Here is a 20,727-nt window from a genome sequence, read left to right on the forward strand (position 1 = left end):
GGCCGGTGATCCCCGGCCGGGGTGACGGGCTCCACGATCCCGTGCCGCGTCGGGGGCATCAAGAGCCGATCGCCATACGATCAATTAGCGCGATTAATCAATCGGGCGAGGAGGAGGGGGGACGTGCTGGAACGGCTGGAGATCGAGATCTTCCTGGCGCTCGCCGAGGAACTGCACTTCGGCCGCACGGCCGAACGCCTGCGGCTCACCAGCGGGCGGGTCAGCCAGGTGATCGCCAAGCTGGAGCAGCGGATCGGCGGAGCACTGTTCGAGCGGACCAGCCGGAGCGTCCGGCTCACCTCCGTGGGGCGGCAGTTGGCCGACGACCTGGCACCCCTGGTGGCCGGTCTGGACGCGGCCCTCCGGCGGGCGGTGGACGCGAGCCGCGGGGTCACCGGCGAGCTGCGGGTGGCCTTCCTCGGGGAGTGGATGGCGCCGGTGCTGCTGGAGGTCGTCGCCCTGTTCGGCGAACGCCACCCCGACTGCCGGGTCGAGGTCCGCGAGGCCCACCTCTCCAACTCCCGCTCGGGCCTGCTGGACGGTGTCGTCGACGTCCTCATCGCCTCCTACCCCTTCGACGGCATGGCGCGCGGGCCCGCGCTGCTCACCGAGGGCCGGGTGCTCGCGGTGCCCGCCGGACACCCGCTGGCCGGCGAGGCGTCGGTCTCGATCGAGGTGCTCGCGGACCACCCGGTGGTGCAGTACCCGGCCGTGACCTCGGTGACCTTCAAGCAGGACCGCACCCCGGACCGCACGCCGTCCGGGCGGCCCGTCCCGAAGGGGCCCTCCGGCGACTCCCTCTCCGAGATGCTCACCCTGGTGGCGATGGGCCGGGGCGTCCTGCCGGTCGGCGAGCACGCCCGCCGCTACTACCCCCGGCCCGACATCGCCTACGTGCCGATCCGCGACGTGCCGCCGATCGAACGCGGACCGGTCTGGCTGGAGAGCAACACCACCGCCCGGGTGCGGGAGTTCGTCCGGGCCGCGGCGGACGTCGCGGCCCGGACCGGCTGACCGGGTCGGCCGCGCCGTGCGACCGGCCGGGTCCCGTCTCCTCGTCCGCCGGCACCGCTCGCCGCCTGGTACGGGACCAGTTGGCCGGATGGGAGCCGACCGACCTGGTGGTCGGCGAGATGGCCGGCAACGCCCTGCGCCACGGTCGCGCGGTCGGGCCGCTGCGGCTGCTCCGGCATGACCGCCTGGTGATCGAGGTGTCCGACCGGGGCCCCGACCTGCCGCAGATCCAGCACGCCTCGCTGAGCGACGAGGGCGGGCGCGGACTGCAGCTGATCAACGTCCTGTGCCGCCGGTGGGGGGCCTGCCGGACCGCCTTCGGGAAGGCGGTCCGGGCGGAGCTCGACCTGCCGAAGGGCACCCGGGTGCCGTAGCCGCCCCGCAACCCGGTGGCCGCGGCCGGGTCCGTCCACGCCGTGTCGTCCCGGGCGGCATCCGACCGCCCGGATAGCCTGACGGTCAGTCACCACCACGCCAGGGAACGGGGTCGGAAGCCCGAGCGGCTGATCGGCAGCCGGACGGCGAGCAGCGGAGCTTCCCTCGCGGCCGTTCGCCCGCCCTCCCGCCGCCGACGCGCGTCCGTTCCGGCGCTGGGCCCGGCCCCGGACCCGTCGGCGCCCTCTGACGGACCCGGGACGTCCCAGGGACGGGCTTCCCTGGTGGGACGGGTCCGGCACGGTCGAGGATGGCTTCTGTCGGGAAACGGGGACCGCCGCCCGTCACGTGCGGTCCCCTGCCCCGGTGGCCCCGGCGATCCGAACTCCTGTGGGGGGACCTTCCATGACCGAGAACCTGTTCCAGCGTGGTGTCGTCGCCGCCGGTGCGGCCCGCCCCGTCGTCACCGTCCCCGGCGCCCTCGTTCCCACCTCTGACTGACGGCCCGCCACCGGTCGGGAGAAGGAGCGAGGGGGAGGGCGCCAGGCCCGCCCGTCGAGACGATCGCGCGCCGGGGGGCGGGCTGCTCCGCTGCCCTGACGAAACATCACGAACTTGGAGAGCCTTCTGTGACCACCTTCCTGCCTGCCCGGCGCCGGCTGTCGCTCGGCCTGGCCCTGGCGGCCGCGCTGACCGGCGTCGGCGCGTACACCGCCTCCGTCGCCTCCGCCGCGACCCCGCCCGCCCCGCTGCCGCTCACCTCCTCCGCCTGCCCCGCCAACATCCAGCAGGGCGAGGCCGACGGCTGCGTCACCCAGCTGCAGACCGAACTCAACCTCACCGGCGCCACCCCGGCCCTCACCGTCGACGGCCAGTTCGGCCCCGCCACCGGCACCGCCGTCCGCGCCTTCCAGGGCGCCCACGACCTCACCGCGGACGGCATCGTCGGCCCGGCCACCAAGACCGCGCTCGACGCGGCCGCCACCGCCGCCTCCGGCACCGTGGACCTGCGCACCCAGTGCGGGACCCTGCGGACCGGCGCCTCCGGGCCGTGCGTCTCCACCCTGCAGACGCTGCTCAACACCTTCAAGGCCGGGCGCCTCGTCGCGGACGGGCGGTTCGGGCCCGCCACCGACACCGCCGTGCGCAACTTCCAGGCCTCGCACGGCCTGGTGATCGACGGGATCGTCGGCACCGCCGTCAAGAACGCCCTCTACAGCAGCACCCCCGCCCCGCTGCCCAGCGGCCCGGTCAACGCGACGAAGGTGCTGAACGCGGCCAAGTCGTACCTGGGCGTCCCGTACGTGTGGGGCGGCGGGCACTCCCTGCGCGGCGAGGGCCCCGGCCCGTCCCTGGGCACCTGCGACGGCTACACCGGCTCGATCCACCCCTGCCCGGCCGACACCACCGCCGGCCTGGACTGCTCCGGCCTGGTCCGGGCCGCCTTCTGGTTCGGCGCCGGCATCGACCTCGCCAACGGCGGCGACACCACCGAACAGACCCTCGACAAGCACCTCACCCCGATCACCGAGGCCCAGCGCCGCCCCGGCGACGTCGAGTACTTCGGCACCGGCCCCCACGACACCACCCACGTCGTCCTCTACGCCGGCACCGACTCCGCCACCGGCGCCGACATGATGTACGAGGCCAAGGAGACCGGCACCGACGTCCACTACGTCACCCTGCGCACCGGCGGCTACTGGTACCACGTCACCGCCTGACCCAGCCCCACGCGCGGGTGGCACCGACCGCCACCCGCGCCGGGTCCGCCGTCCGTCGACCAGCGGTGTGCCGCCACGCCCGGCCGGGGATCCCCGGCCGGGCGTGGCGCGTGCCCGGGCCCGCTCGGACCGGGCGGCGGCCACGACCGGGCCCCGGCCACGACCCCCACCGGAGCACCCTCCTGGCCACCATCCTCCGGCACGTCGCCCCGTCACCGCCGCGAGTGCCTGCCGGTGCGCCCTCGCCGTCCCCACCGCCGCCGTCACGGCGGTCATGGCCCGTGTCGGCGTCGGGGGTGAGATGCTCTCCTCCGAAACGTGAACATCCATCAGTCATACGGTCTGTTCATCGGGGGATGATCGTGCGGAGCGGCATGCGATTGGCCGGGCGGTACCTGCTCCAGGAGCCGCTGGGCCGCGGCGGCATGGGCGAGGTCTGGCGAGGCCAGGACGAGCGGCTGCACCGCCCGGTGGCGGTGAAGACGCTGTCGCCGGCCGCCGCGACCGATCGCGCCGCCGTCGCCCGGTTCCGCCGGGAGGCGGAGATCGCGGCCAACCTCGACCACCCCGGCATCACCACGGTGTTCGACATCGACGAGCACGTCGAGGAGGACGGCCGCACCCTGCTCTTCCTGGTCATGGAACTGCTCCGGGGGCGCGATCTGCACGCGGTGGTCGCCCAGCACCCCGGCGGCGTCCCGATCGAGCAGGTGAGGGAGTTCAGCCGGCAGATCCTGGAGGCGCTGGGCGCCGCTCACGAGCAGGGCGTGACCCACCGCGACATCAAGCCCGCCAACCTCTTCCTGCTGGCGAACGGCCGGCTGAAGGTCTGCGACTTCGGCATCGCCCGGCTCGCCGACGCCACCCGGATCACCTCGACCGGCGGCATCGCGGGGACACCGCTGTACATGGCCCCGGAGCAGATCCAGGGACGGCCCTCCGACCAGCGCACCGACCTGTACTCCTTCGGCTGCGTGTTGTACGAACTGCTCACCGGCGCGGGCTGGGTGGACACCACCGCCGGTGTCGCCTCGCTGCTCTACCAGCACATCGGCCAGTCGCCCGCCGCGCCGAGCACGAAGCGCCCGGGGATCCCCGAGCACCTCGACCGGCTCGTACTGGACCTGCTCGCGAAGGATCCGGCCGACCGGCCTGCGACCGCGGCGGCGGCGCTCGCGCTGCTGGTCCCGCGCGGCAGCGAGTCCGAGTCCGAGTCCACCGCCCCCGGTCCGGCACAAGCCGGGCTGGCATCAGCCGACCCGCCACCCGGGGATCCGCCGCCCGGAGGCCCGGAGACCCCGCCGCCCACGGCGCCCGCCACCGCGCCGGGCACGGCCGCGCCGGCCGACGCCCCCCGCCCGCGCCGCGGCCGGCGGAAGGCCGTGCTGACCGGCGCCTCCGCCGTCCTGGCCGTAGCCGCCGTCGCGGTCGGCGGCTACTACCTGACCGGTGACCGCTGGTGGCGCGACCCTCCTGCCGACGTGCATCCGCTGCGCAAGGACGAGACGGCCTCCGGCACCGTCATGGCGCAGGGCGAGACGGCCAGGATCCCCTTCATCTACGACACCGGCTCCGACCCGCGGCACACCTCCTCCGTTCGAACCACCCTGGGCGTCACCGTCACCTCCATCGCTCCGGTCGGGGGACCGGCCGGGCCGGGTGGCGGCGACGCCCTCTACTGCGTCCGCTTCACGACGACCAACCTCGGCACCGAGGAGATGCCCGCCCAACTGCGGACCGACGGCGTCGCGGCCTGGAACGCCAACACGAGCGAGACGTTCACCGGCGGCCTGTTGGGCGGTGTGCAGCACCAGACCGTCCACGGCAGACCGGCGCTCCTCATGGAAGGGGTGCTCTCGGACGGCACCGTCACGACCGCACACGTCGTCGGCCCCGGGGCGCGGCAGGAGGTCGAGTCACCCACCTGCCGCCCGCACGACCCGGGCACGGTCGCCGCCGGCCGGTCGGTCGACCAGGCCGCGACCGTCAGCGTCCCCGCCGGGCTCACCGTCACCGGCGCCCGCTGGACGGAGCCGTCCTCCACCGCGGACACCCCGGCCGACGACGCACACACCTACTGGGTCCAATGGGGATAGGAGCGCCGCGCACCGCCGCGGCGCCCGGCCGTCGACCGCCGGGCGTGACGGCGGTGGCGGGGCCCGTCACGGTCGTCGAGCCGCCCTCCGGCCGGGGTGCACGCGGGGCTTCCCGTCGGGTCAGACCTTCGGGACGAGGGTGTTCTCGTTGCGTCGGCCGGCGGCGAAGTCGTCGACGTTGCGGGCGGTGGCGTCGATGATCTGGCCCACCGCGGTGCTGGTGAAGTAGGCCTGGTGGGAGGTGACCACGACCTGGGGGAAGGTGACCAGCCGCGCCAGCACGTCGTCCGTGACGCCCTGGACGGATCGGTCGGTGAAGAAGACGCCGGTCTCCTCCTCGTAGACGTCCAGGCCGACGCCGGAGAGGCGTCCGGCGCGGAGGGTTTCGACGAGGGCGGCGCTGTCGAGGAGGCCGCCGCGGCTGGAGTTGACGAGGATGGCGTCGTCCTTCATCCGGGCCAGTGCGGTCGCGTCGATCAGGTGGTGGGTGGCGGGCACCAGCGGCACGTGCAGGCTCACCAGGTCGGCGCGGGCCAGGAGTTCGGGCAGCTCGGTGTACGTCATGCCGAGGTCGAGACAGGCCGGATTCTGCACGATGTCCCAGCCGAGCAGCTCGGTGCCGAACCCGGCCGCGATCCGGGTGAAGCACTCGCCGATCTTGCCGGTGCCGATCACCCCGACCGTCATGCCGTGGACGTCGCGGCCGAGCAGGCCGTCGAGGCGGAAGTCGAACTCTCGGGTGCGGGTGGCGGCGCGGGTGAGGCGGCGGTTGACGGCCAGCGCGAGGGCCCACGCGTGTTCGGCGACGGCGTACGGGCTGTAGTGGGAGACCCGGGCGACGGTGAGGCCGAGGCCGGCGGCGGCATCCAGGTCGATGTTGTTGAAGCCGGTGGAGCGCTGGGCGATCAGCCTGGTGCCGCCGGCGGCCAGGACGGCGAGGGTCTCGGCGTCCAGGACGGCGTTGACGCTGCTGCTGACGGCCGGGTGGCCGGCGGCGAGCGGGGCGGTGTCGCGGTCGAGGAAGACCGTCAGGCAGCGCAGTGCGTGGCGGCCGCCGAAGGCCCGTTCCAGCAGGGGCTGTTCGTCGGCCTGCACGCCGTACGCGAGGATGTCCATCGGCTGTCCCTCCACGAGTGGTCCGGTCCACCGGTCACGTTAGTGGGGGAACCGCCCGGGAGGCCTGCCGGACGCACGGAGGCCCCCGCACCGGTGCGGGGGCCTCCGTGCGTCCGGTGCGGAGCGGTCAGAGGACCGTCTCCGCCTCCAGGTAGCGCTCCTGCGGGACGGTCTTCAGCTCGGCGACGGCCTCGGCCAGCGGCACCAGGTTGATGTTGGTGCCCTGCAGCGCGGTGATGTGCCCGAAGGCGCCCTTGTGGACGGCCTCGACGGCGTGCCAGCCGAAGCGGGTGGCGAGCACCCGGTCGTAGGCGGTCGGGGTGCCGCCGCGCTGGGTGTGGCCGAGGATCACCGGGCGGGCCTCCTTGCCGAGGCGGTGCTCCAGCTCGCGGGAGAGCTGCGTGGCGATGCCGGTGAACCGCTCGTGGCCGTAGATGTCCTTGCTGCCCTCCTCCCAGTGCATGGTGCCGGGTTCGGGCTTGGCGCCCTCGGCGCAGACCACGATGGCGAACTTCTTCTGCCGGTCGAAGCGCTCGCGGACGACGGCGGTCAGCGCGTCGATGTGGAACGGGCGCTCCGGGACGACGATGGCGTGCGCGCCGGCGGCCATGCCCGCGTTGAGCGCGATCCAGCCGGTGTGCCGGCCCATGACCTCGACGACCATGACCCGCTGGTGGGACTCCGCGGTGGTCTTGAGCCGGTCCAGGGCCTCGGTGGCGACCGAGACGGCGGTGTCGAAACCGAAGGTCACGTCGGTGGCGGCGATGTCGTTGTCGATGGTCTTCGGCACGCCGACGATCGGCAGGCCCGCGTCGCTCATCAGCTTGGCGGCCTTCAGGGTGCCCTCGCCGCCGATCGGGATGACGGCGTCCAGGCCGAGGTCCGAGCAGTACTTCTTGGCCCTCTCGACGCCGTCCCGCAGGTGGCTGGGCTGCACCCGGGAGGAACCGAGGATGGTGCCGCCCTGGGCGAGGATGCCGCTCACCGAGTCCAGGGTCAGGGGGCGGTGGTGGCCCTCCAGGAACCCGCGCCACCCGTCCTCGAACCCGATGATCTCGTCGCCGTGGTCGACCACCCCCCGGTGCACCACGGAACGGATCACCGCGTTCAGGCCGGGGCAGTCACCGCCGCTGGTCAGCACTCCGATACGCATTAGCTTTGCAACTCCCGAGCAGAACCGAGGAACGGCCGGACTACAGGCTGGGACGACGAGCCGACACCGTAGCGGGGCGCCCCCACGCCGCGGTGGCGGGGAGGTTGCCGTGGGGTGAAGGACCGGCCGATCCGGACAGAACATCCGAAACCGGCCGCGGAGTCGAGCATACGGCGCCTGCGTCCGGCCGGGCAGGAGCCGACGCGGGAGCGGCGCCGTCGGCGCCCCCGCGCGGAAATGCAGCCTGCTGCCGAGGAGGGTGTGCAGTAGGCAGCCCCATTGTGGTACGTCCGGGGCCGTCCGCGGACCGGGTGACCGCATCGCGGGCACCCGGCCGGGACGGGCGGACGTGCTACGCGGGGCGCGTCGTGGCGGCGATGCGCTCGGCGCGCAGCGCGTCGTACCAGGTGGTGTCGGCCGGCGGCAGGGCGTTGACGTCCAGCGCCAGCTTGATCAGCATGTCCGCGACCGCGGGGTTGCGGGCCAGCACCGGGCCGTGCAGGTAGGTGCCGAAGACGGTGTCCCGCCAGGCGCCCTCGGTGCCGTCGCCGGTGCCGTTGCCCCGGCCGACGCTGACGGTGGCGAAGGGCTGCACGCCCTGGCCGAGGTGGGTGATGCCCTGGTGGTTCTCGAAGCCGGTCAGCTGCGGCAGACCGAGCCGCGGGTCGACGTCGGCGAGCACGTCGCCGACGCAGCGCTCGCCCTCGCCGCGCGCGGTCCAGACGTCGAGCAGTCCGAGACCGGGCTCGCGCTCGCCGAGGTCGTTGATGAACTCGTGGCCGATGATCTGGAACCCGGCGCAGACGCCGAAGATGATCGCGCCGTTCTCGGCGGCCCGCACCAGACCGCTGTCGGCGCGCAGCCGTTCGGCGGCCAGTCGCTGCGGCCGGTCCTCGCCGCCGCCGATCAGGTAGATGTCGCCGCTGGTGGGGACCGCCTGGTCGGAGCGGACGTCGATGCGGGTCACGTTGAGATGGCGCTGGCGGGCCCGGCGCTCCACGACCAGGGCGTTGCCGCGGTCGCCGTAGGTGCTGAGCAGGTCCGGGTAGACCCAGACCACGCGCAGGCTGCTCTCACTCATCCTCGAAGGCCTTCCGTCACGATCAGATGGGGCTGCGGGCACGGCATCAGCCGGCCACGACCTTCCGCAGCTGCTGGAAGGCGGTGTAGTTGGCGATGGCCTCGATCCGGCCGGGCGGGGCCATCCGGACGGCCTGCTCCAGCGTGTCCACCACGTGGAACTGCAGCCCGGCGACCTCCAGGCGGACGGCCAGGTCCAGCTTGCGCTGCCCCATCACGAACACCGGGTGCCCGGCGAGGCGCTCGTAGTCGACGTCCCAGAGCCAGGAGGTGTCGGTGCCGTCGGCGTCGAGCGCGTTGACGGAGAGGATCACCGGGGTCGGCGGGCCGTCGATCAGCGAGAAGGTCTCCAGCCAGCCGGCCGGGTTCTTGGCCAGCAGCAGCCTGATGTCCCGGCCCTGGTACTGGACGACGTCGTAGCGGCCGGCCACCGCGGTCACCGAGCGCATCCGCTCCAGCGCGACCTGCGGGGAGACGCCGAACACGGCGGCGACGGCGGCCGAGCTGGTGGCGTTGGCCAGGTTGGCCCGGCCGGGCAGCTGGAGCTGGATCGGCCAGGCGCCGCGCTGCGGGTCGATCACGTGGGTGCCCTGGAGCGCCCAGTGCGGGTTGGGGCGCCGGAAGCCGCACTCCTGGCAGAACCAGTCGTCGCCGGGGCGCTGCATCACACCGCCGCAGGCGGGGCAGGACCAGGCGTCCTCCTTCCAGGCCTGTCCGGCGGCCACCCAGACCACCTTCTTGCAGGAGGAGGCGGCCCAGGTCACCAGCGGGTCGTCGGCGTTGGCGATGACCACGGCCTCGGTGTTCTGCAGGCCCTCGCGCCACTTCTCCGCCATCATGCGGGTCTCGGCGGCGCGGTCGAGCTGGTCGCGGGAGAGGTTGAGCAGGGCGATCGCCTTGGGGCGGGTGTCGCGGGCGACCGTCGCCAGGTACTTCTCGTCGACCTCGATGACGCCGAACCGGGCCTCCGAGCCGCCGGCCAGGGCGGAGGTGATGCCGGCCGGCATGTTGGCGCCCAGGGCGTTGGAGACCACCGGGCCGGCGGCGCGCAGCGCCTCGGCGATCAGGCGGGTGGTGGTGGTCTTGCCGTTGGTGGCGCTGACCAGGACGACGTCCAGGTGGTCGGCGAGGGTGCCGAGCAGGTCGGGGTCGAGCCTGAGGGCGACCTTGCCGCCGATCACCGAGCCGCTTCCGCGTCCGGCCTTGCGGGACACGGCGGCGGCGACCCGGCCGGCCGTGACCGCGATCTTGGCGCGGGCCGGCAGCGAGGCGTCGCGTGCGCCTGTGGGCTCCGATTCGGTGCCTGCCATGCTCAGTGATTCCTCCTTGCTGCGGCACCGCCCGGGGCCGGATAACGGGCCGTCGGGCGGCGGGGACGGGGCCAGCCTACCGACTCCGCCGCCCGGCTCGACGATCCGGACCCCGTGCCGCCTGCTGCGACGGGCCCCCGCGGGGCACTGACGGGCCGTCAAGGAGGGCGGTGTACGGAGGGCCCCTCGCCGCCGGGGACGCCTCGCGGGGCCCGCCCGGTTCCCCGGGTAAGGATGTCGTGAAGAAATGATCAGCAGGCCGGACGGCTGCGGGCGCCCGGCTCCTCCGCGGTCAGCGTGGCCGTGATCACCAGGGTCCCGTCCTCGGAGTGGAAGGCCAGCGGCGCGGGCAGTCGGCGCATCGCGGTGATCAGCCCGGTGTTGCCGCCGTGCGTCACCGCGTACACCGTCCCCACCCCGGCCGAGCGGGCCGCCGCGGACAGCCGCCGCAGCAGGGCGAGCCCCAGCCCGCGGCGCTGCCAGGCGTCCTCGACCAGCACCGCCAGCTCGGCCTCGCCGTCGTCCCACATCAGGTGCCCGAGCGCGACGATCCGCCCGTCGGAGGTCGTCACGGCCAGGCTCCGGCCGTGCCGGCCGTCCAGCAGGTGCTCCAGATAGCGGCCGGCGTCGCGCACCGGCCCGTGGTAGCGCAGCCGCAGCGAGGCGGGGGAGCAGCGGCCGTGCATCGCCAGCGCCGCGGGCTGGTCGGCCGGCCCGGCCGGGCGCAGCAGCAGCTCGGTGCCGTCGGCCAGGACGAGTCGGGACGGGGCCTCCACGGCCTGGTCGCCCGCCGGGCGGGGGCGGGCGGGAGACGGATGCCGGGGCGCCGGCTGCTCCGTCGACGGGTGCGAGCGGGCCACCCGGAACGGCCCCCCGGTGAGCGCGGGCAGGCGGGCGGCCCGGCCGTCGGGCGCCGCGCACCTGCGGTCGGACCTGCGGAAGGGCCGGGGCCAGATCCGTTCGGGGCGAGTGCGTGATGCCGTCATGCCGCCGACGCTACCGATGTCGCGCTTCCGGCCGGTTACGTGATCGTGAACGCACGAATGCCCGCTGCGACGACCGGGCGGTGACGGGCCCTGTCCGGCTCCTGACCGGCCCATGCCGGATCCCTGCCCGGTCCTGCTTCCGGCGCCGGCCCTGCTCCCGGTCCTGCTTCCGGGGCTGGTCCCGGTCCGGGTCCTGGCCGGGTCCGGGCCTTCCGGGACGGTGGGCGGCCGGGGGTGGGACGGGTGCGCCGCCGGGGCGGGACGGGCCCGGGCGCAGGACCGGACCGCTGCCTCAGGCGGCCGGGACGGCGGGCGGCCGACCGTGGAGGACATGCCCGGCGCTCCCCCGAGAGCGGAGCCCGGCCCCTCGTTCGTCCCCGCACCGAAGGCCCTCCCATGCGAAACACCCCGTCCGTCCCCACCCCCGCCGTCGCCACCGCGACCACCGGCGCCACCCCCGTCGTCCCGCACGCCCGCCGGGCCCCGGTCGGCGTCGCCCTCACCGGCCTGCTCGACCGGCAGGCCCACACCCGGCCCGAGTCCCCGGCCGTGATCGCCGAGGGGCGGAGCCTCACCTTCCGGGAGCTGGCGCAGGAAGCCCGCCGGCTCGCCGCGCACCTGCGCGGGCTCGGCGCCGGCCCGGACGACTGCGTCGGCCTGTTCGTCGAGCCCTCGGTGGAGCTGGTGGCCGGCGCCTGGGGCGTCCTGTACGCCGGGGCCGGCTACCTGCCGCTGGCCCCCGAGTACCCCGAGGAGCGGCTTCGCTACATGCTGGAGGACAGCGGCACCCGGGTCGTCCTCACCCAGCCGCACCTGCGGGAGCGGCTGGCCGCGCTGGCCCCGGCGGGCACCGCCGTCACCACCGCCGAGGACGCGCCGGACCACCCGGCCCCGCCCGACCGGGCCCCGGCCGACGACGGCCCCGGGCCGGGGGCGCTCGCCTACGTGATCTACACCTCCGGCAGCACCGGCCGGCCCAAGGGCGTCCTGATCGAGCACCGCTCGGTGGTCTCCCAGCTGCGCTGGATGCGCGGCGCCGGCCACCTCGACCCGGAGGTCACCGTGCTGCAGAAGACGCCGATGAGCTTCGACGCCGCGCAGTGGGAGATCCTCGCCCCGGCCGTCGGCGCCCGCGTCGTCACCGGCGCCCCCGGGATCCACCGCGACCCGGAGGCCCTGGCGGCCGCCGTCCGCCGGCACGGGGTGACCGCGCTGCAGTGCGTGCCCACGCTGCTGCAGGCGCTGCTCGACACCGAGGGATTCACCGACTGCACCGGCCTGACGAGGATCTTCTCCGGCGGCGAGGCGCTCTCCCGGCGGCTCGCCCGCAACCTCGGCCGGGCCCTGCCGGGGGCCGCCCTGGTCAACCTGTACGGGCCGACCGAGTGCACCATCAACGCCACCGCGCACCCCGTCGACCCGGCGGAGCTCGACGACGACGGGGCCGGATCCGTACCGATCGGGCGGCCGGTCGACAACACCCAGTGCTACATCCTCGACGAGGCCCGGGCCCCGGTCGGCGTCGGTGCCGTCGGAGAGCTGTACATCGGCGGCGTCCAGCTGGCCCGCGGCTACCTGAACCGCCCCGACCTGACGGCGGAGCGCTTCGTCCCGTCCCCCTTCGTGCCCACCGAGCGGCTCTACCGCACCGGCGACCTCGCGCACTGGAACCCCGACGGCACCATCCAGTTCGCCGGGCGCACCGACAACCAGGTCAAACTGCGCGGCCACCGGGTCGAGCTGGACGAGATCGCCCGCGCGATCGAGGAGCACACCTGGGTCCGCCGCGCTGCCGCCGTCGTCACCGGCGACGACCGCGGCGGGCACCGGAGCCTGGTCGCCTGCGTCGAACTCGACCCCCGCGAGGCCGCCCTGATGGACCAGGGCAACCACGGCGGCCACCACCGGTCCAAGGCCAGCCGGCTGCAGGTCCGGGCCCAGCTGTCCGACCCGGGACTGCGCGAGCCCGCCCGGACGGCCGGCCGCGAGCGCGTCGAACTGCCCGGCCGGCGCGAGTCCGAGGCGCAGCGCCGGGCGGCCTTCGCCCGCAAGACCTACCGCTTCTACGACGGCGGGGCCGTCACCCGGAGCGACCTCACCGCGCTGCTCGCCCCCCGCCCGACCGCCCCCTTCGGCCGGGACCTGGAGCTGCTCAGCCACCCCGAACTCGGCCGCGTGCTGCGGTGGTTCGGCCAGTTCCACAGCGCGGAGCGGCTGCTGCCCAAGTACTCCTACGCCTCGCCCGGCGCCCTGTACGCGACCCAGCTGTACCTGGAGACCGGCGGGCTGGACGGCCTCGCGGCCGGGCTGTACTACTACCACCCGGTCGAGCACGCCCTGATCCGGATCGGCCCCGCCCCGGAGCGCGAACGTACCTACCTGGCGCTGCACTTCTCCGGGAAGACCGGCGCGATCGCCCCCGTCTACCGGGACAACATCCGGGAGGTGCTGGAGTTCGAGACCGGCCACATGCTGGGCGTCCTGGAGGAGGTGCTGCCCGAGTACGGGCTGGACGTCCGCCCGCTCGGCCTCGACCCGGCCGCCAAGGACCGGCTGGACGTCGCCGAGGAGGACCACTACCTGGGCGCCTTCGCGGTCGACCGCAACACCGGGCGGGCCCGCCCCGAGTGCACCGAGCTGTACGTCCAGGCCCACCGGGACCGGGTCGAGGGCCTGCCGGCCGGCCTCTACCGGTACGCCGACGGCGCGCTGGAGCGCGTGGCCGACGGGATCGTGGAAGCCCGGCACGTCATCGCGATCAACCAGGCCGTCCACGCCCGCGCCGCGTTCGGCATCACCGCCGTCAGCCGCGCCGGGCAGCCGTGGCTGGAGTACGTCGCCCTCGGCAGCAAGCTCCACCACCTCCAGCGCAACGGCCTGGGCCTCGGCCTGATGTCCTCCGGCTACAGCTCCAGGAGCGGCCACCCGCTGCCCGCCGCCCGGCGCTTCGACGCGCTCCTCGCCGCGGCCGGCCTCGACGCCGGCGCCTCGTACTTCTTCCTCGGCGGCAAGGTCAGCGAGGAGCAGATCCGCAGCGAGGGCATGCACGAGGACACCGTCCACATGAAGGGCCCGGCCGAGATCGTCAAGGACGAACTGGCCGCCCTGCTGCCCGACTCCATGCTGCCCAACCGGGTCCTGGTCGTCGACGCCCTGCCGCTCACCGCGAACGGCAAGGTCGACCAGCGGGCCCTCGCCGCCTCCGACGCCGTCCGCACCGCCCAGGTCCGCGGCGAGTACGTCGCCCCCGCCACCCGGCACGAACGGTGGCTCGCCGAGGCCTGGAGCCGGGCGCTGGGCCACCAGGACGTCTCGGCGGCCGACGAGTTCTTCGCCGCCGGCGGCAACTCGCTGATCGCCGTCGCCCTGGTCAACCGGATCAACCGCGAGTTCGGCACCTCGCTGCCGCTCCAGGTGCTGTTCGAGAGCCCCCGGCTGGCCGACCTGGCCGCCCGCATCGAACGGGCCGGCACGGCCGGCGGCGCCACCGGACCCGCCTCCTCCCGTCTGATCCGGCTCGACCCCGGCGACGACCGGGCGGCCAGGCCGGTGTTCTGCTGGCCCGGCCTCGGCGGCTACCCGATGAACCTGCGCCTGCTCGGCCGCGAGGCGGCCGACGGCCGACCGTTCTACGGCGTCCAGGCGCACGGCATCAACGAGGGCGAGACGCCGTACCCGACCGTCCGGGAGACGGCCGCCGCCGACATCGCCGAACTGCGCCGCGTGCAGCCCGAGGGCCCGTACACGCTGTGGGGCTTCTCCTTCGGTGCCCGGGTCGCCTTCGAGGCCGCCTGGCAGCTCGAACGGGCCGGGCAGCGGGTCGCCGACCTGCTGCTGATCTGCCCCGGCAACCCGGAGGTCCGCAAGGCCGACGGCCGCCGGTGGGGCCGTGAGGCCTCCTACGCCAACCCCGCCTACGTGAGCATCCTGTTCGGCGTGTTCACCGGCCGGGTCAGCGGCCCCGAGCTGGAGCGGTGCCTGGCCGAGGCCGCCGACGAGGACGGCTTCGTCGGCTTCGTCCACCGGCTGCTGCCCACCCTGGACGAGGAGGTGATCCGCCGGATCGTCCGGATCGTCGGCGAGACCTACGAGTTCGACTACAGCTTCCGCGAACTCGCGGAGCGCCGGCTGGACGTCCCGGTGACGGTCTTCAAGGCCGCCGGCGACGACTACTCCTTCATCGAGGGCAGCACCGGCTACTCCGCGGCCCCGCCCACCGTGGTCGACCTGGCGGCCGACCACTACGGCGTCCTCAAGGAGCACGGCGTGGCCGAACTGGCCGCCGCGGTCCGGGCGCTGCCGCGGCGCTGACCCGGCTCGGGCCGCGGCCCGTCGACCGGGCCCGCCGACCGGGCCCGCGCCCGCGACGCCGGCGTCCGGACACGCTCACGGATGGCGCAGGATCCGTGAACGGGGGATCCCCTTCGGGTAGGGATGGCTCGGCTCACCGCCGAAACCCACCTCCTCCGAAGGGGATCCCCATGTCCGCGTCCCGCCTCCCGTCCCGTCTGAAGAAGTCCGTCCTGGGCGCCGCGTGCTGCGCACTGCTGCTCGCCGCGCCGCTCGCCCTGGCCCAGTCGGCCGCCGCCGCCGACACCACCAACAACGGGCCGAAGACCCCCGAGGAGGCCGCCGCCTGCAAGGCCGTCACCGGGGCGCTGCTCGGCGGCTTCGGGTCGATGCTCGGCAACGCGGTCTGCGTGGTGCAGCCCGACGCCAAGGGCTGAGCACCCGCCTCCGGGGCCCGTCCGGCGGATCGGGCCGGGCCCGCGACGCCGGACGGGCCCCGGAACGGATCGGGCCCCGTCCGACCCGCGGGCCCAGCCCTAGAAAGGATCGGCGAGGGCCTCGGTGATCTGACGGCGGGTGGCGGCGGCCACCCGGGGGTCGGTCGCCGCGTACGTGGCGTGGGCGTTCAGGCCGGTGGTGATCGCCCAGCCGCGCCCGCGCAGCCAGGTGGCGTCGTCCACGCCCAGGGCGGCGCGGAAGGTCCGCCGGGTGTCGGCGGTCAGCAGCGTCCAGGCGATCACCAGGTCGCAGGCCGGGTCGCCGACCCCGAGCCCGCCGAAGTCGATCACCGCGGACAGCCGTCCGTGCCGGGCCAGCAGGTTGCCGGTGTGCAGGTCCCCGTGGAACCAGACCGGCGGCCGGTCCCACCCCGGCGCCCGGACGGCGGCCTCCCAGAGGGCGGTCAGCGCCCCGGCGTCGAAGTCGCCCCGGACGGCGGCGATGTCGGCGCGGGTGTCGGTGTCCCGGGTGGTGAGCGGTGAGCCGAGGAAGCCGTTGTGCTCGCCGGGCGCGAGCGAGGAGTCCGGCGCCTGCCGCTGGAGCTCCGCCAGGAACGCCGCCAGCCCGCGCGCCGCCTCGTGCGGGTCCGTCAGCGAGCCCTCCGTCGGGGTCTCGCCGTCCAGCCAGCGGGCCACCGACCAGTGCCACCGGTACCCCGCGGCCGGGACACCGACCGCCACCGGCGTCGGCACCGCCAGCGGCAGGTGCGGCGCCAGCCGCGGCAGCCACGCGTACTCCTTGGCCGCCTGCCCGGCGGCCCAGTCGCCGCGCGGCAGGCGGACGGCCAGCTCCGCGCCCAGGCGGAAGATCACGTGGTCCGACCCGCCCGGCTCCACCCGCCGCAGCGGCAGCCCCGCCCACTGCGGGAACTGCCCGGCCAGCAGGCCCCGTACCAGGCCCTCGTCGATCGTCGTCATGCGGACCATCCCAGCAGCGGGACGGCCCCGGCGTCGACGGGATTTCCCCGGGGGCGTGCTGAGGGGCGGTCAGGCCGCGGGCGGTGGGGCGGTGGGGCCGGCGGCCGGGGCCGGGTGATCGGAGCCGGGGTGCGTCACGGCTGCGGGTCGGGGTCGGGGGCGGGGTCCGGGCCGGGCGGGGCCGGGTCGGGCGGCAGGACGAGGGTGGCGACGGCGCCGCCGGCCGGGTGGTTGGCGAACGTCAGGTCGGCGCCGATGACCCGCGCGTGCCCGGTGGCGATGGTGAGGCCGAGGCCGTGGCCGCGGCCGCGTTCCGGGGCGTTGGTGCGGAAGCGCTGGGGGCCGTGGGCGAGCAGGTCGTCGGGGTAGCCGGGGCCGTGGTCGCGGACGGTGATGCGGTGACCGTCGACCCGCAGCCGGATCGGCCCGGCGCCGTGGCGGTCGGCGTTCAGCAGGAGGTTGCCGAGGATGCGGTCCAGGCGGCGCAGGTCGGTGCGGACCCGGCGGTCCGCGCCCGCGTCGGCGCTCACCTCGACGTCCACCTCCAGGCCGGTCAGGCCGACCGTCCGGCGCACCGCCCGTTCCAGCGGCACGGGTGCCAGGTCGGGGAGTTCGGCGTCGGCGTCCAGCCGGGAGACCTCCAGCAGGTCCTCGACCAGGGCGCGCAGGGCCTGCACCCGGTTCCGGACGAGCTGGGTGGGCCGGCCGGGCGGCAGCAGCTCGGCCGCGGTGACCAGCCCGGTGAGCGGGGTGCGCAGCTCGTGGGCGACGTCCGCGGTGAAGCGCTGTTCGTCCGCCAGCCGGCGGTGCAGCGTGCGGGACATCAGGTCGACGGCGGCGGCGAGCTCGGCGACCTCGTCCCGGCCGTCGACGAGCTCGCCGATCCGGGTGTCCGTCCCGCCCGCGGCGATGCCCCGGGCGGCCGTGGCCGCGGTGCGCAGCCGGCGGCTGATCCGGTCGGCGACCAGCACGCCGGCGAGGACGGTGGTGAAGACCGAGGCGATGACGGCGAGCAGGATGATCCGGTCGAGGTCGGCGATGGCCTGCCGGTCCTGGGTGAAGTCGACCCGGGCCGAGATCACCCCGCCCTGGACCGGACGGGCGGCCCACATCGACTCGCCCTGCGCGCCCCGGGCGAGCAGCGATCCCTGCCGTCCGCCCGCGGCGAGCGCGCGCAGCGGGGCGGGCAGCGCCGGGTCGTCCACGGTGGCCCGGCCGGGGGGATCGCCGCGCCGGTAGGCGTCCAGCGCCGCGTCGAGGGAGGTGAGCGCGGAGGCGCGGGCCTGGTCGACGTGCTGGCGGATCATCGCCTGGTGGACGAGCAGGCCGACGGCCACCGCGACCAGCACGGAGATGGCGGCGACGGCGGTGGCGATCTGGCGGCGCAGGGTCATGCCGGGCGCCGGAACTTGTAGCCGAACCCGCGTACGGTCTCGATCCGGCCCGCGCCGATCTTGGCGCGCAGCCGCTGCACGTGGACGTCGACGACCCGGGTGTCGGCGCCCCAGTCGTAGTCCCAGACGCGTTCCAGCAGGGTGGAGCGCTCCAGCACGATGCCGGGCGCGGCGGTGAACTCCAGCAGCAGCCGCAGTTCGGTCGGGGTGAGCGGGACGAGCCGGCCGTCGACCCGGACCTCCATGCTGTCGGTGTCCACCTGCATGCCGTCGAAGCTGCGCACGGCGGACGGGGGCGCGACCGGCGGGGTGCCGCCGGGGGCCGGCGGTGCGGCCGGTGCGGCCGGTGCGATCGCGACGGGCACCGTGACCGCGACGGGCACCGCAGCCGGTCCGGCCGGTCCGGCCGGACCGTTCTGGGCCGCGGGCGGAGGCGTGTCGGAGGCGGGCACCACCCGGACCCGGCGGAGCACGGTGCGGATCCGGGCGACCAGCACGGCGCTCTCGAAGGGCTTGACGACGTAGTCGTCCGCGCCGGCCTCCAGACCGGAGACCACGTCGACCGGGTCGGTGCGGGCCGACATCATCAGGATCGGCAGCTGGCTCTCCTCGCGGATCCGGCGGCAGAGCCCGACCCCGTCGAGGAGCGGCAGCATCACGTCCAGCAGGAGCAGGTCGGGGTGGCCGGCGTGGAAGGCCTCCAGGCCCTCCAGGCCGTCCGCGGCCGTGGTGACCGGGAAGCCGTAGCGCTCCAGGGCCATCCGGGTGGCCTCCCGGATCACCTCGTCGTCCTCGACGAGCAGGATGTGCGGGTGGGCGGGGGCGGCTGCGGGGTTCATCGCTTCGCTTCCGAGGGAACGGGGGCCGGGCGGGCGGTCGCGGGGGCGGCGCCCGCCAGTGGGGACGGTGTGGCGGTGGGGGGAGCGACGTCGGGGGCGGTGGACTTGGGCCGCGACGGCGCCTGCCCGCGGCCGGAGCTGGGGGTGACGGCGGGCGCGGGCGCGGGCTCGGGACCGGAGCCGGCGGCCGGCCGGCCGGTGCCGTTCCCGCCGTCGGTGGTGGGCCCGGGGACGGGGCCGATGCCCTCGATCTTCCGTTCCAGCAGGGCGAGGCGGGTCCCGTTCCAGCCGTAGTGGCTGCTGGTCCGCAGGAACACGGTGGTCGGCTCGTACAGCCACAGGTCGGATCCGACCGTCGCGGCGCTGAACCCGCGCACCAGCTCGGCCCGCAGCACCGGCAGCAGGCGGTCCTCGGCGAGGGTGTAGACGTGCAGCACGACCGGCCCGGTGGTGGCCACGGCGGCGACGAGCTCGGGTCGGCCGTCCCCGGTGAGGTCGCGGAACTCGGGTGCGCGGACCTCGCAGCCGGGGCAGGAGTCGAGGGCGTGGCGCTCCTCCGGCCCCAGTGCGGGGTCCTTGGCGAGGACGGCGCGGACGTCGACGGCGGTGATGTCGCGCCCCGGGACGGTCACGTCGGGGAGGGGCTGCGGCGGCGCCTGGGTGGCCGGGTCGGCGCCGTCGGCGGGGGCGATCGGCGGCGGGGAGGCCGCCAGGTCGGGCCAGAGCGGCTGCGGCCGCGGCGGTGGTGACACCGGGGCGGCCGCGCCGTCGTCGTGCAGCCCGCCGGCGGTGACCCGGCCGGCGGCCAGGACCGCGAGCGCCACGAGGACGGCCAGGGCGGCCAGGGCCGCCGCCGGTACGGCGACGCGCCGGCGGCGGGGTGGGGTTGCTGCTGCCACGGTCGGTGTCCGTCCTCCTGGTCTGCGGCGATGCGCCGGTTCGTCCCCGGCCGGTCCCGGTGGTAGGTCGTGCGGACGGCGGTCGGCGGTTCCCGCCGGGGCGGCCCGGGGGCGGGCCGGGGGCGGTCGGGCCCGGCCCGGGGGCGGCCCGGGGTCAGCCCGCGTCGGTGACGAGGTCGGCCAGGACGATGATGTTGTCCGTCCAGTGGCCGTCCGCGCCGATCCGCCCGCCGCAGGTGATCAGCCGGAGCGCGGGGGCGGGCGTGTCGCCGTAGACCGTCTCGGTCGGGAAGCGGTCCTTGGCGGCCTGCAGCAGCTCGCGGACCCGGAACCCGACGGTGCCGCCGTCGGCCCGCCGGACCTGGATCAGGTCGCCGGGCCGCAGCTTCGGCACCCGCTGGAAGACCGCGGGGCCGTGCGCCGTGTCGTAGTGCCCGATGAGGACGGCGGGGCCGGTCTCCCCGGGCGTCGGGCCGTTGCGGTACCAGCCGACCTCCCCGGCCCGGTCGGCGGCGGGCACCTCGACCGTCCCGTCCGGGTTCAGGCCCAGGCCCGTCACCGGGGCGTCCACCCCGGCGGAGGGGATCAGCAGGCGGGTCGGCACCGAGGCCGCGAACGGCTTCGGCGCGGGAGGCGGAGTGGTCGCCCCGGTACCCGCCGCGCTGCCGCCCGTCGCCCCGGTGCCCGCGGTCGGGCCGCCGGAGGGGGCGGTCCCGGTGGCCGGGCCGTCCGCACGGCCGTGCACCGAGGGCTCGACCCGGACCACCGGGGTGCTCCGGCCGGACACCGCCAATGCGGTGCCGAGCACCAGACAGGCCAGGCCGGCGGCGCCGAAGGCCGTCCGGCGCAGCGGGCCCGGTCCGGGCGCACCGGGACGGGCCCGGCGGTGGGCACCGGTGCGCGGGAGCCCGCGGCGGGAGGCCCGGCCGGTGCCGGGCGTGCTCTCGGATCGCCCGTCCGCCACCGGGGCCCCGGTGCCGCCGCCCCACCCGGTCAGGGGCGGGGCGGCGGCACCGGGGTGCCCGGCGGGGTCGGGGCC

The 20,727-nt window shown here is 75.6% G+C and carries 16 protein-coding genes; 6 read left to right on the plus strand and 10 right to left on the minus strand.

Annotation, left to right across the window (positions count from 1 at the left end):
- Positions 1 to 123: 123 nt before the first annotated feature.
- The 4 genes from ACIRS1_RS14870 to ACIRS1_RS14885 all read left to right on the plus strand — a co-directional run bounded on the left by ACIRS1_RS14870 (position 124) and on the right by ACIRS1_RS14885 (position 5,206).
- The gene (locus ACIRS1_RS14870) at positions 124 to 1,014 is read left to right on the plus strand and encodes a LysR family transcriptional regulator (protein WP_402839462.1); all 891 of its coding nucleotides are present in this window, start codon (positions 124 to 126) and stop codon (positions 1,012 to 1,014) included.
- An 80-nt stretch (positions 1,015 to 1,094) separates the two neighbouring features.
- Positions 1,095 to 1,388 carry an ATP-binding protein gene (locus ACIRS1_RS14875; protein ID WP_402839463.1) on the plus strand — a complete coding sequence of 98 codons (294 nt, stop codon included), beginning with the start codon at positions 1,095 to 1,097 and terminating at the stop codon, positions 1,386 to 1,388.
- A gap of 630 nt (positions 1,389 to 2,018) precedes the next feature.
- Complete coding sequence (locus ACIRS1_RS14880; RefSeq protein ID WP_402839465.1) at positions 2,019 to 3,110, plus strand: peptidoglycan-binding protein; 1,092 nt, start codon at positions 2,019 to 2,021, stop codon at positions 3,108 to 3,110.
- A 356-nt stretch (positions 3,111 to 3,466) separates the two neighbouring features.
- Positions 3,467 to 5,206 carry a serine/threonine-protein kinase gene (locus tag ACIRS1_RS14885; RefSeq protein WP_402839466.1) on the plus strand — a complete coding sequence of 580 codons (1,740 nt, stop codon included), beginning with the start codon at positions 3,467 to 3,469 and terminating at the stop codon, positions 5,204 to 5,206.
- A gap of 120 nt (positions 5,207 to 5,326) precedes the next feature.
- On the opposite strand, the gene ACIRS1_RS14890 is transcribed toward ACIRS1_RS14885, so the two are convergent.
- The 5 genes from ACIRS1_RS14890 to ACIRS1_RS14910 all read right to left on the minus strand — a co-directional run bounded on the left by ACIRS1_RS14890 (position 5,327) and on the right by ACIRS1_RS14910 (position 10,851).
- Positions 5,327 to 6,322 carry a 2-hydroxyacid dehydrogenase gene (locus ACIRS1_RS14890; protein ID WP_402839468.1) on the minus strand — a complete coding sequence of 332 codons (996 nt, stop codon included), beginning with the start codon at positions 6,320 to 6,322 and terminating at the stop codon, positions 5,327 to 5,329.
- A gap of 127 nt (positions 6,323 to 6,449) precedes the next feature.
- Entirely contained in the window at positions 6,450 to 7,475 is a 1,026-nt protein-coding gene (locus ACIRS1_RS14895; protein WP_360218361.1) for a 6-phosphofructokinase, read from the minus strand.
- A gap of 352 nt (positions 7,476 to 7,827) precedes the next feature.
- Entirely contained in the window at positions 7,828 to 8,556 is a 729-nt protein-coding gene (locus ACIRS1_RS14900; RefSeq protein ID WP_360218358.1) for a glutamine amidotransferase, read from the minus strand.
- A gap of 46 nt (positions 8,557 to 8,602) precedes the next feature.
- Positions 8,603 to 9,865: a MurT ligase domain-containing protein gene (locus ACIRS1_RS14905; RefSeq protein ID WP_387904011.1), complete on the minus strand. Its 1,263-nt coding sequence runs from the start codon at positions 9,863 to 9,865 to the stop codon at positions 8,603 to 8,605.
- A 251-nt stretch (positions 9,866 to 10,116) separates the two neighbouring features.
- Positions 10,117 to 10,851: a GNAT family N-acetyltransferase gene (locus ACIRS1_RS14910; RefSeq protein WP_402839471.1), complete on the minus strand. Its 735-nt coding sequence runs from the start codon at positions 10,849 to 10,851 to the stop codon at positions 10,117 to 10,119.
- Positions 10,852 to 11,247: 396 nt separating this feature from the next.
- Here ACIRS1_RS14910 and ACIRS1_RS14915 point away from each other — a divergent pair, with 396 nt between their 5' ends.
- Positions 11,248 to 15,162 carry an amino acid adenylation domain-containing protein gene (locus ACIRS1_RS14915; RefSeq protein WP_402839473.1) on the plus strand — a complete coding sequence of 1,305 codons (3,915 nt, stop codon included), beginning with the start codon at positions 11,248 to 11,250 and terminating at the stop codon, positions 15,160 to 15,162.
- A gap of 170 nt (positions 15,163 to 15,332) precedes the next feature.
- Positions 15,333 to 15,578, plus strand: a complete 246-nt coding sequence (locus ACIRS1_RS14920; protein ID WP_402839475.1) for a hypothetical protein — start codon at positions 15,333 to 15,335, stop codon at positions 15,576 to 15,578.
- Between the two features lie 99 nt (positions 15,579 to 15,677).
- On the opposite strand, the gene ACIRS1_RS14925 is transcribed toward ACIRS1_RS14920, so the two are convergent.
- The 5 genes from ACIRS1_RS14925 to ACIRS1_RS14945 form a co-directional block, all read right to left on the minus strand.
- The gene (locus tag ACIRS1_RS14925; protein WP_402839477.1) at positions 15,678 to 16,556 is read right to left on the minus strand and encodes an aminoglycoside phosphotransferase family protein; all 879 of its coding nucleotides are present in this window, start codon (positions 16,554 to 16,556) and stop codon (positions 15,678 to 15,680) included.
- 134 nt (positions 16,557 to 16,690) lie between these two features.
- Positions 16,691 to 17,950, minus strand: a complete 1,260-nt coding sequence (locus ACIRS1_RS14930; protein WP_402839479.1) for a sensor histidine kinase — start codon at positions 17,948 to 17,950, stop codon at positions 16,691 to 16,693.
- Positions 17,947 to 18,789 (minus strand): response regulator, encoded by an 843-nt coding sequence (locus tag ACIRS1_RS14935; protein ID WP_402839481.1) that lies wholly within the window; start codon positions 18,787 to 18,789, stop codon positions 17,947 to 17,949. Before ACIRS1_RS14935 ends, ACIRS1_RS14930 begins: the two co-directional genes overlap by 4 nt.
- Positions 18,786 to 19,688: a hypothetical protein gene (locus ACIRS1_RS14940; RefSeq protein ID WP_402839483.1), complete on the minus strand. Its 903-nt coding sequence runs from the start codon at positions 19,686 to 19,688 to the stop codon at positions 18,786 to 18,788. Before ACIRS1_RS14940 ends, ACIRS1_RS14935 begins: the two co-directional genes overlap by 4 nt.
- A gap of 154 nt (positions 19,689 to 19,842) precedes the next feature.
- Positions 19,843 to 20,652 (minus strand): class F sortase, encoded by an 810-nt coding sequence (locus ACIRS1_RS14945; protein ID WP_402839485.1) that lies wholly within the window; start codon positions 20,650 to 20,652, stop codon positions 19,843 to 19,845.
- Positions 20,653 to 20,727: the final 75 nt, after the last annotated feature.

This window comes from Kitasatospora sp. NPDC101176 (assembly GCF_044768035.1).
GTDB lineage: Bacteria > Actinomycetota > Actinomycetes > Streptomycetales > Streptomycetaceae > Kitasatospora.

Excerpts from the sequence above, each read along its gene's own strand:
- ACIRS1_RS14885 (WP_402839466.1), top strand. The coding sequence starts at position 3,467 with ATGATCGTGCGGAGCGGCATGCGATTGGCCGGGCGGTACCTGCTCCAG.
- ACIRS1_RS14890 (WP_402839468.1), bottom strand. The coding sequence starts at position 6,322 with ATGGACATCCTCGCGTACGGCGTGCAGGCCGACGAACAGCCCCTGCTG.
- ACIRS1_RS14895 (WP_360218361.1), bottom strand. The coding sequence starts at position 7,475 with ATGCGTATCGGAGTGCTGACCAGCGGCGGTGACTGCCCCGGCCTGAAC.
- ACIRS1_RS14900 (WP_360218358.1), bottom strand. The coding sequence starts at position 8,556 with ATGAGTGAGAGCAGCCTGCGCGTGGTCTGGGTCTACCCGGACCTGCTC.
- ACIRS1_RS14905 (WP_387904011.1), bottom strand. The coding sequence starts at position 9,865 with ATGGCAGGCACCGAATCGGAGCCCACAGGCGCACGCGACGCCTCGCTG.
- ACIRS1_RS14910 (WP_402839471.1), bottom strand. The coding sequence starts at position 10,851 with ATGACGGCATCACGCACTCGCCCCGAACGGATCTGGCCCCGGCCCTTC.
- ACIRS1_RS14915 (WP_402839473.1), top strand. The coding sequence starts at position 11,248 with ATGCGAAACACCCCGTCCGTCCCCACCCCCGCCGTCGCCACCGCGACC.
- ACIRS1_RS14920 (WP_402839475.1), top strand. The coding sequence starts at position 15,333 with ATGTCCGCGTCCCGCCTCCCGTCCCGTCTGAAGAAGTCCGTCCTGGGC.
- ACIRS1_RS14925 (WP_402839477.1), bottom strand. The coding sequence starts at position 16,556 with ATGACGACGATCGACGAGGGCCTGGTACGGGGCCTGCTGGCCGGGCAG.
- ACIRS1_RS14930 (WP_402839479.1), bottom strand. The coding sequence starts at position 17,950 with ATGACCCTGCGCCGCCAGATCGCCACCGCCGTCGCCGCCATCTCCGTG.
- ACIRS1_RS14935 (WP_402839481.1), bottom strand. The coding sequence starts at position 18,789 with ATGAACCCCGCAGCCGCCCCCGCCCACCCGCACATCCTGCTCGTCGAG.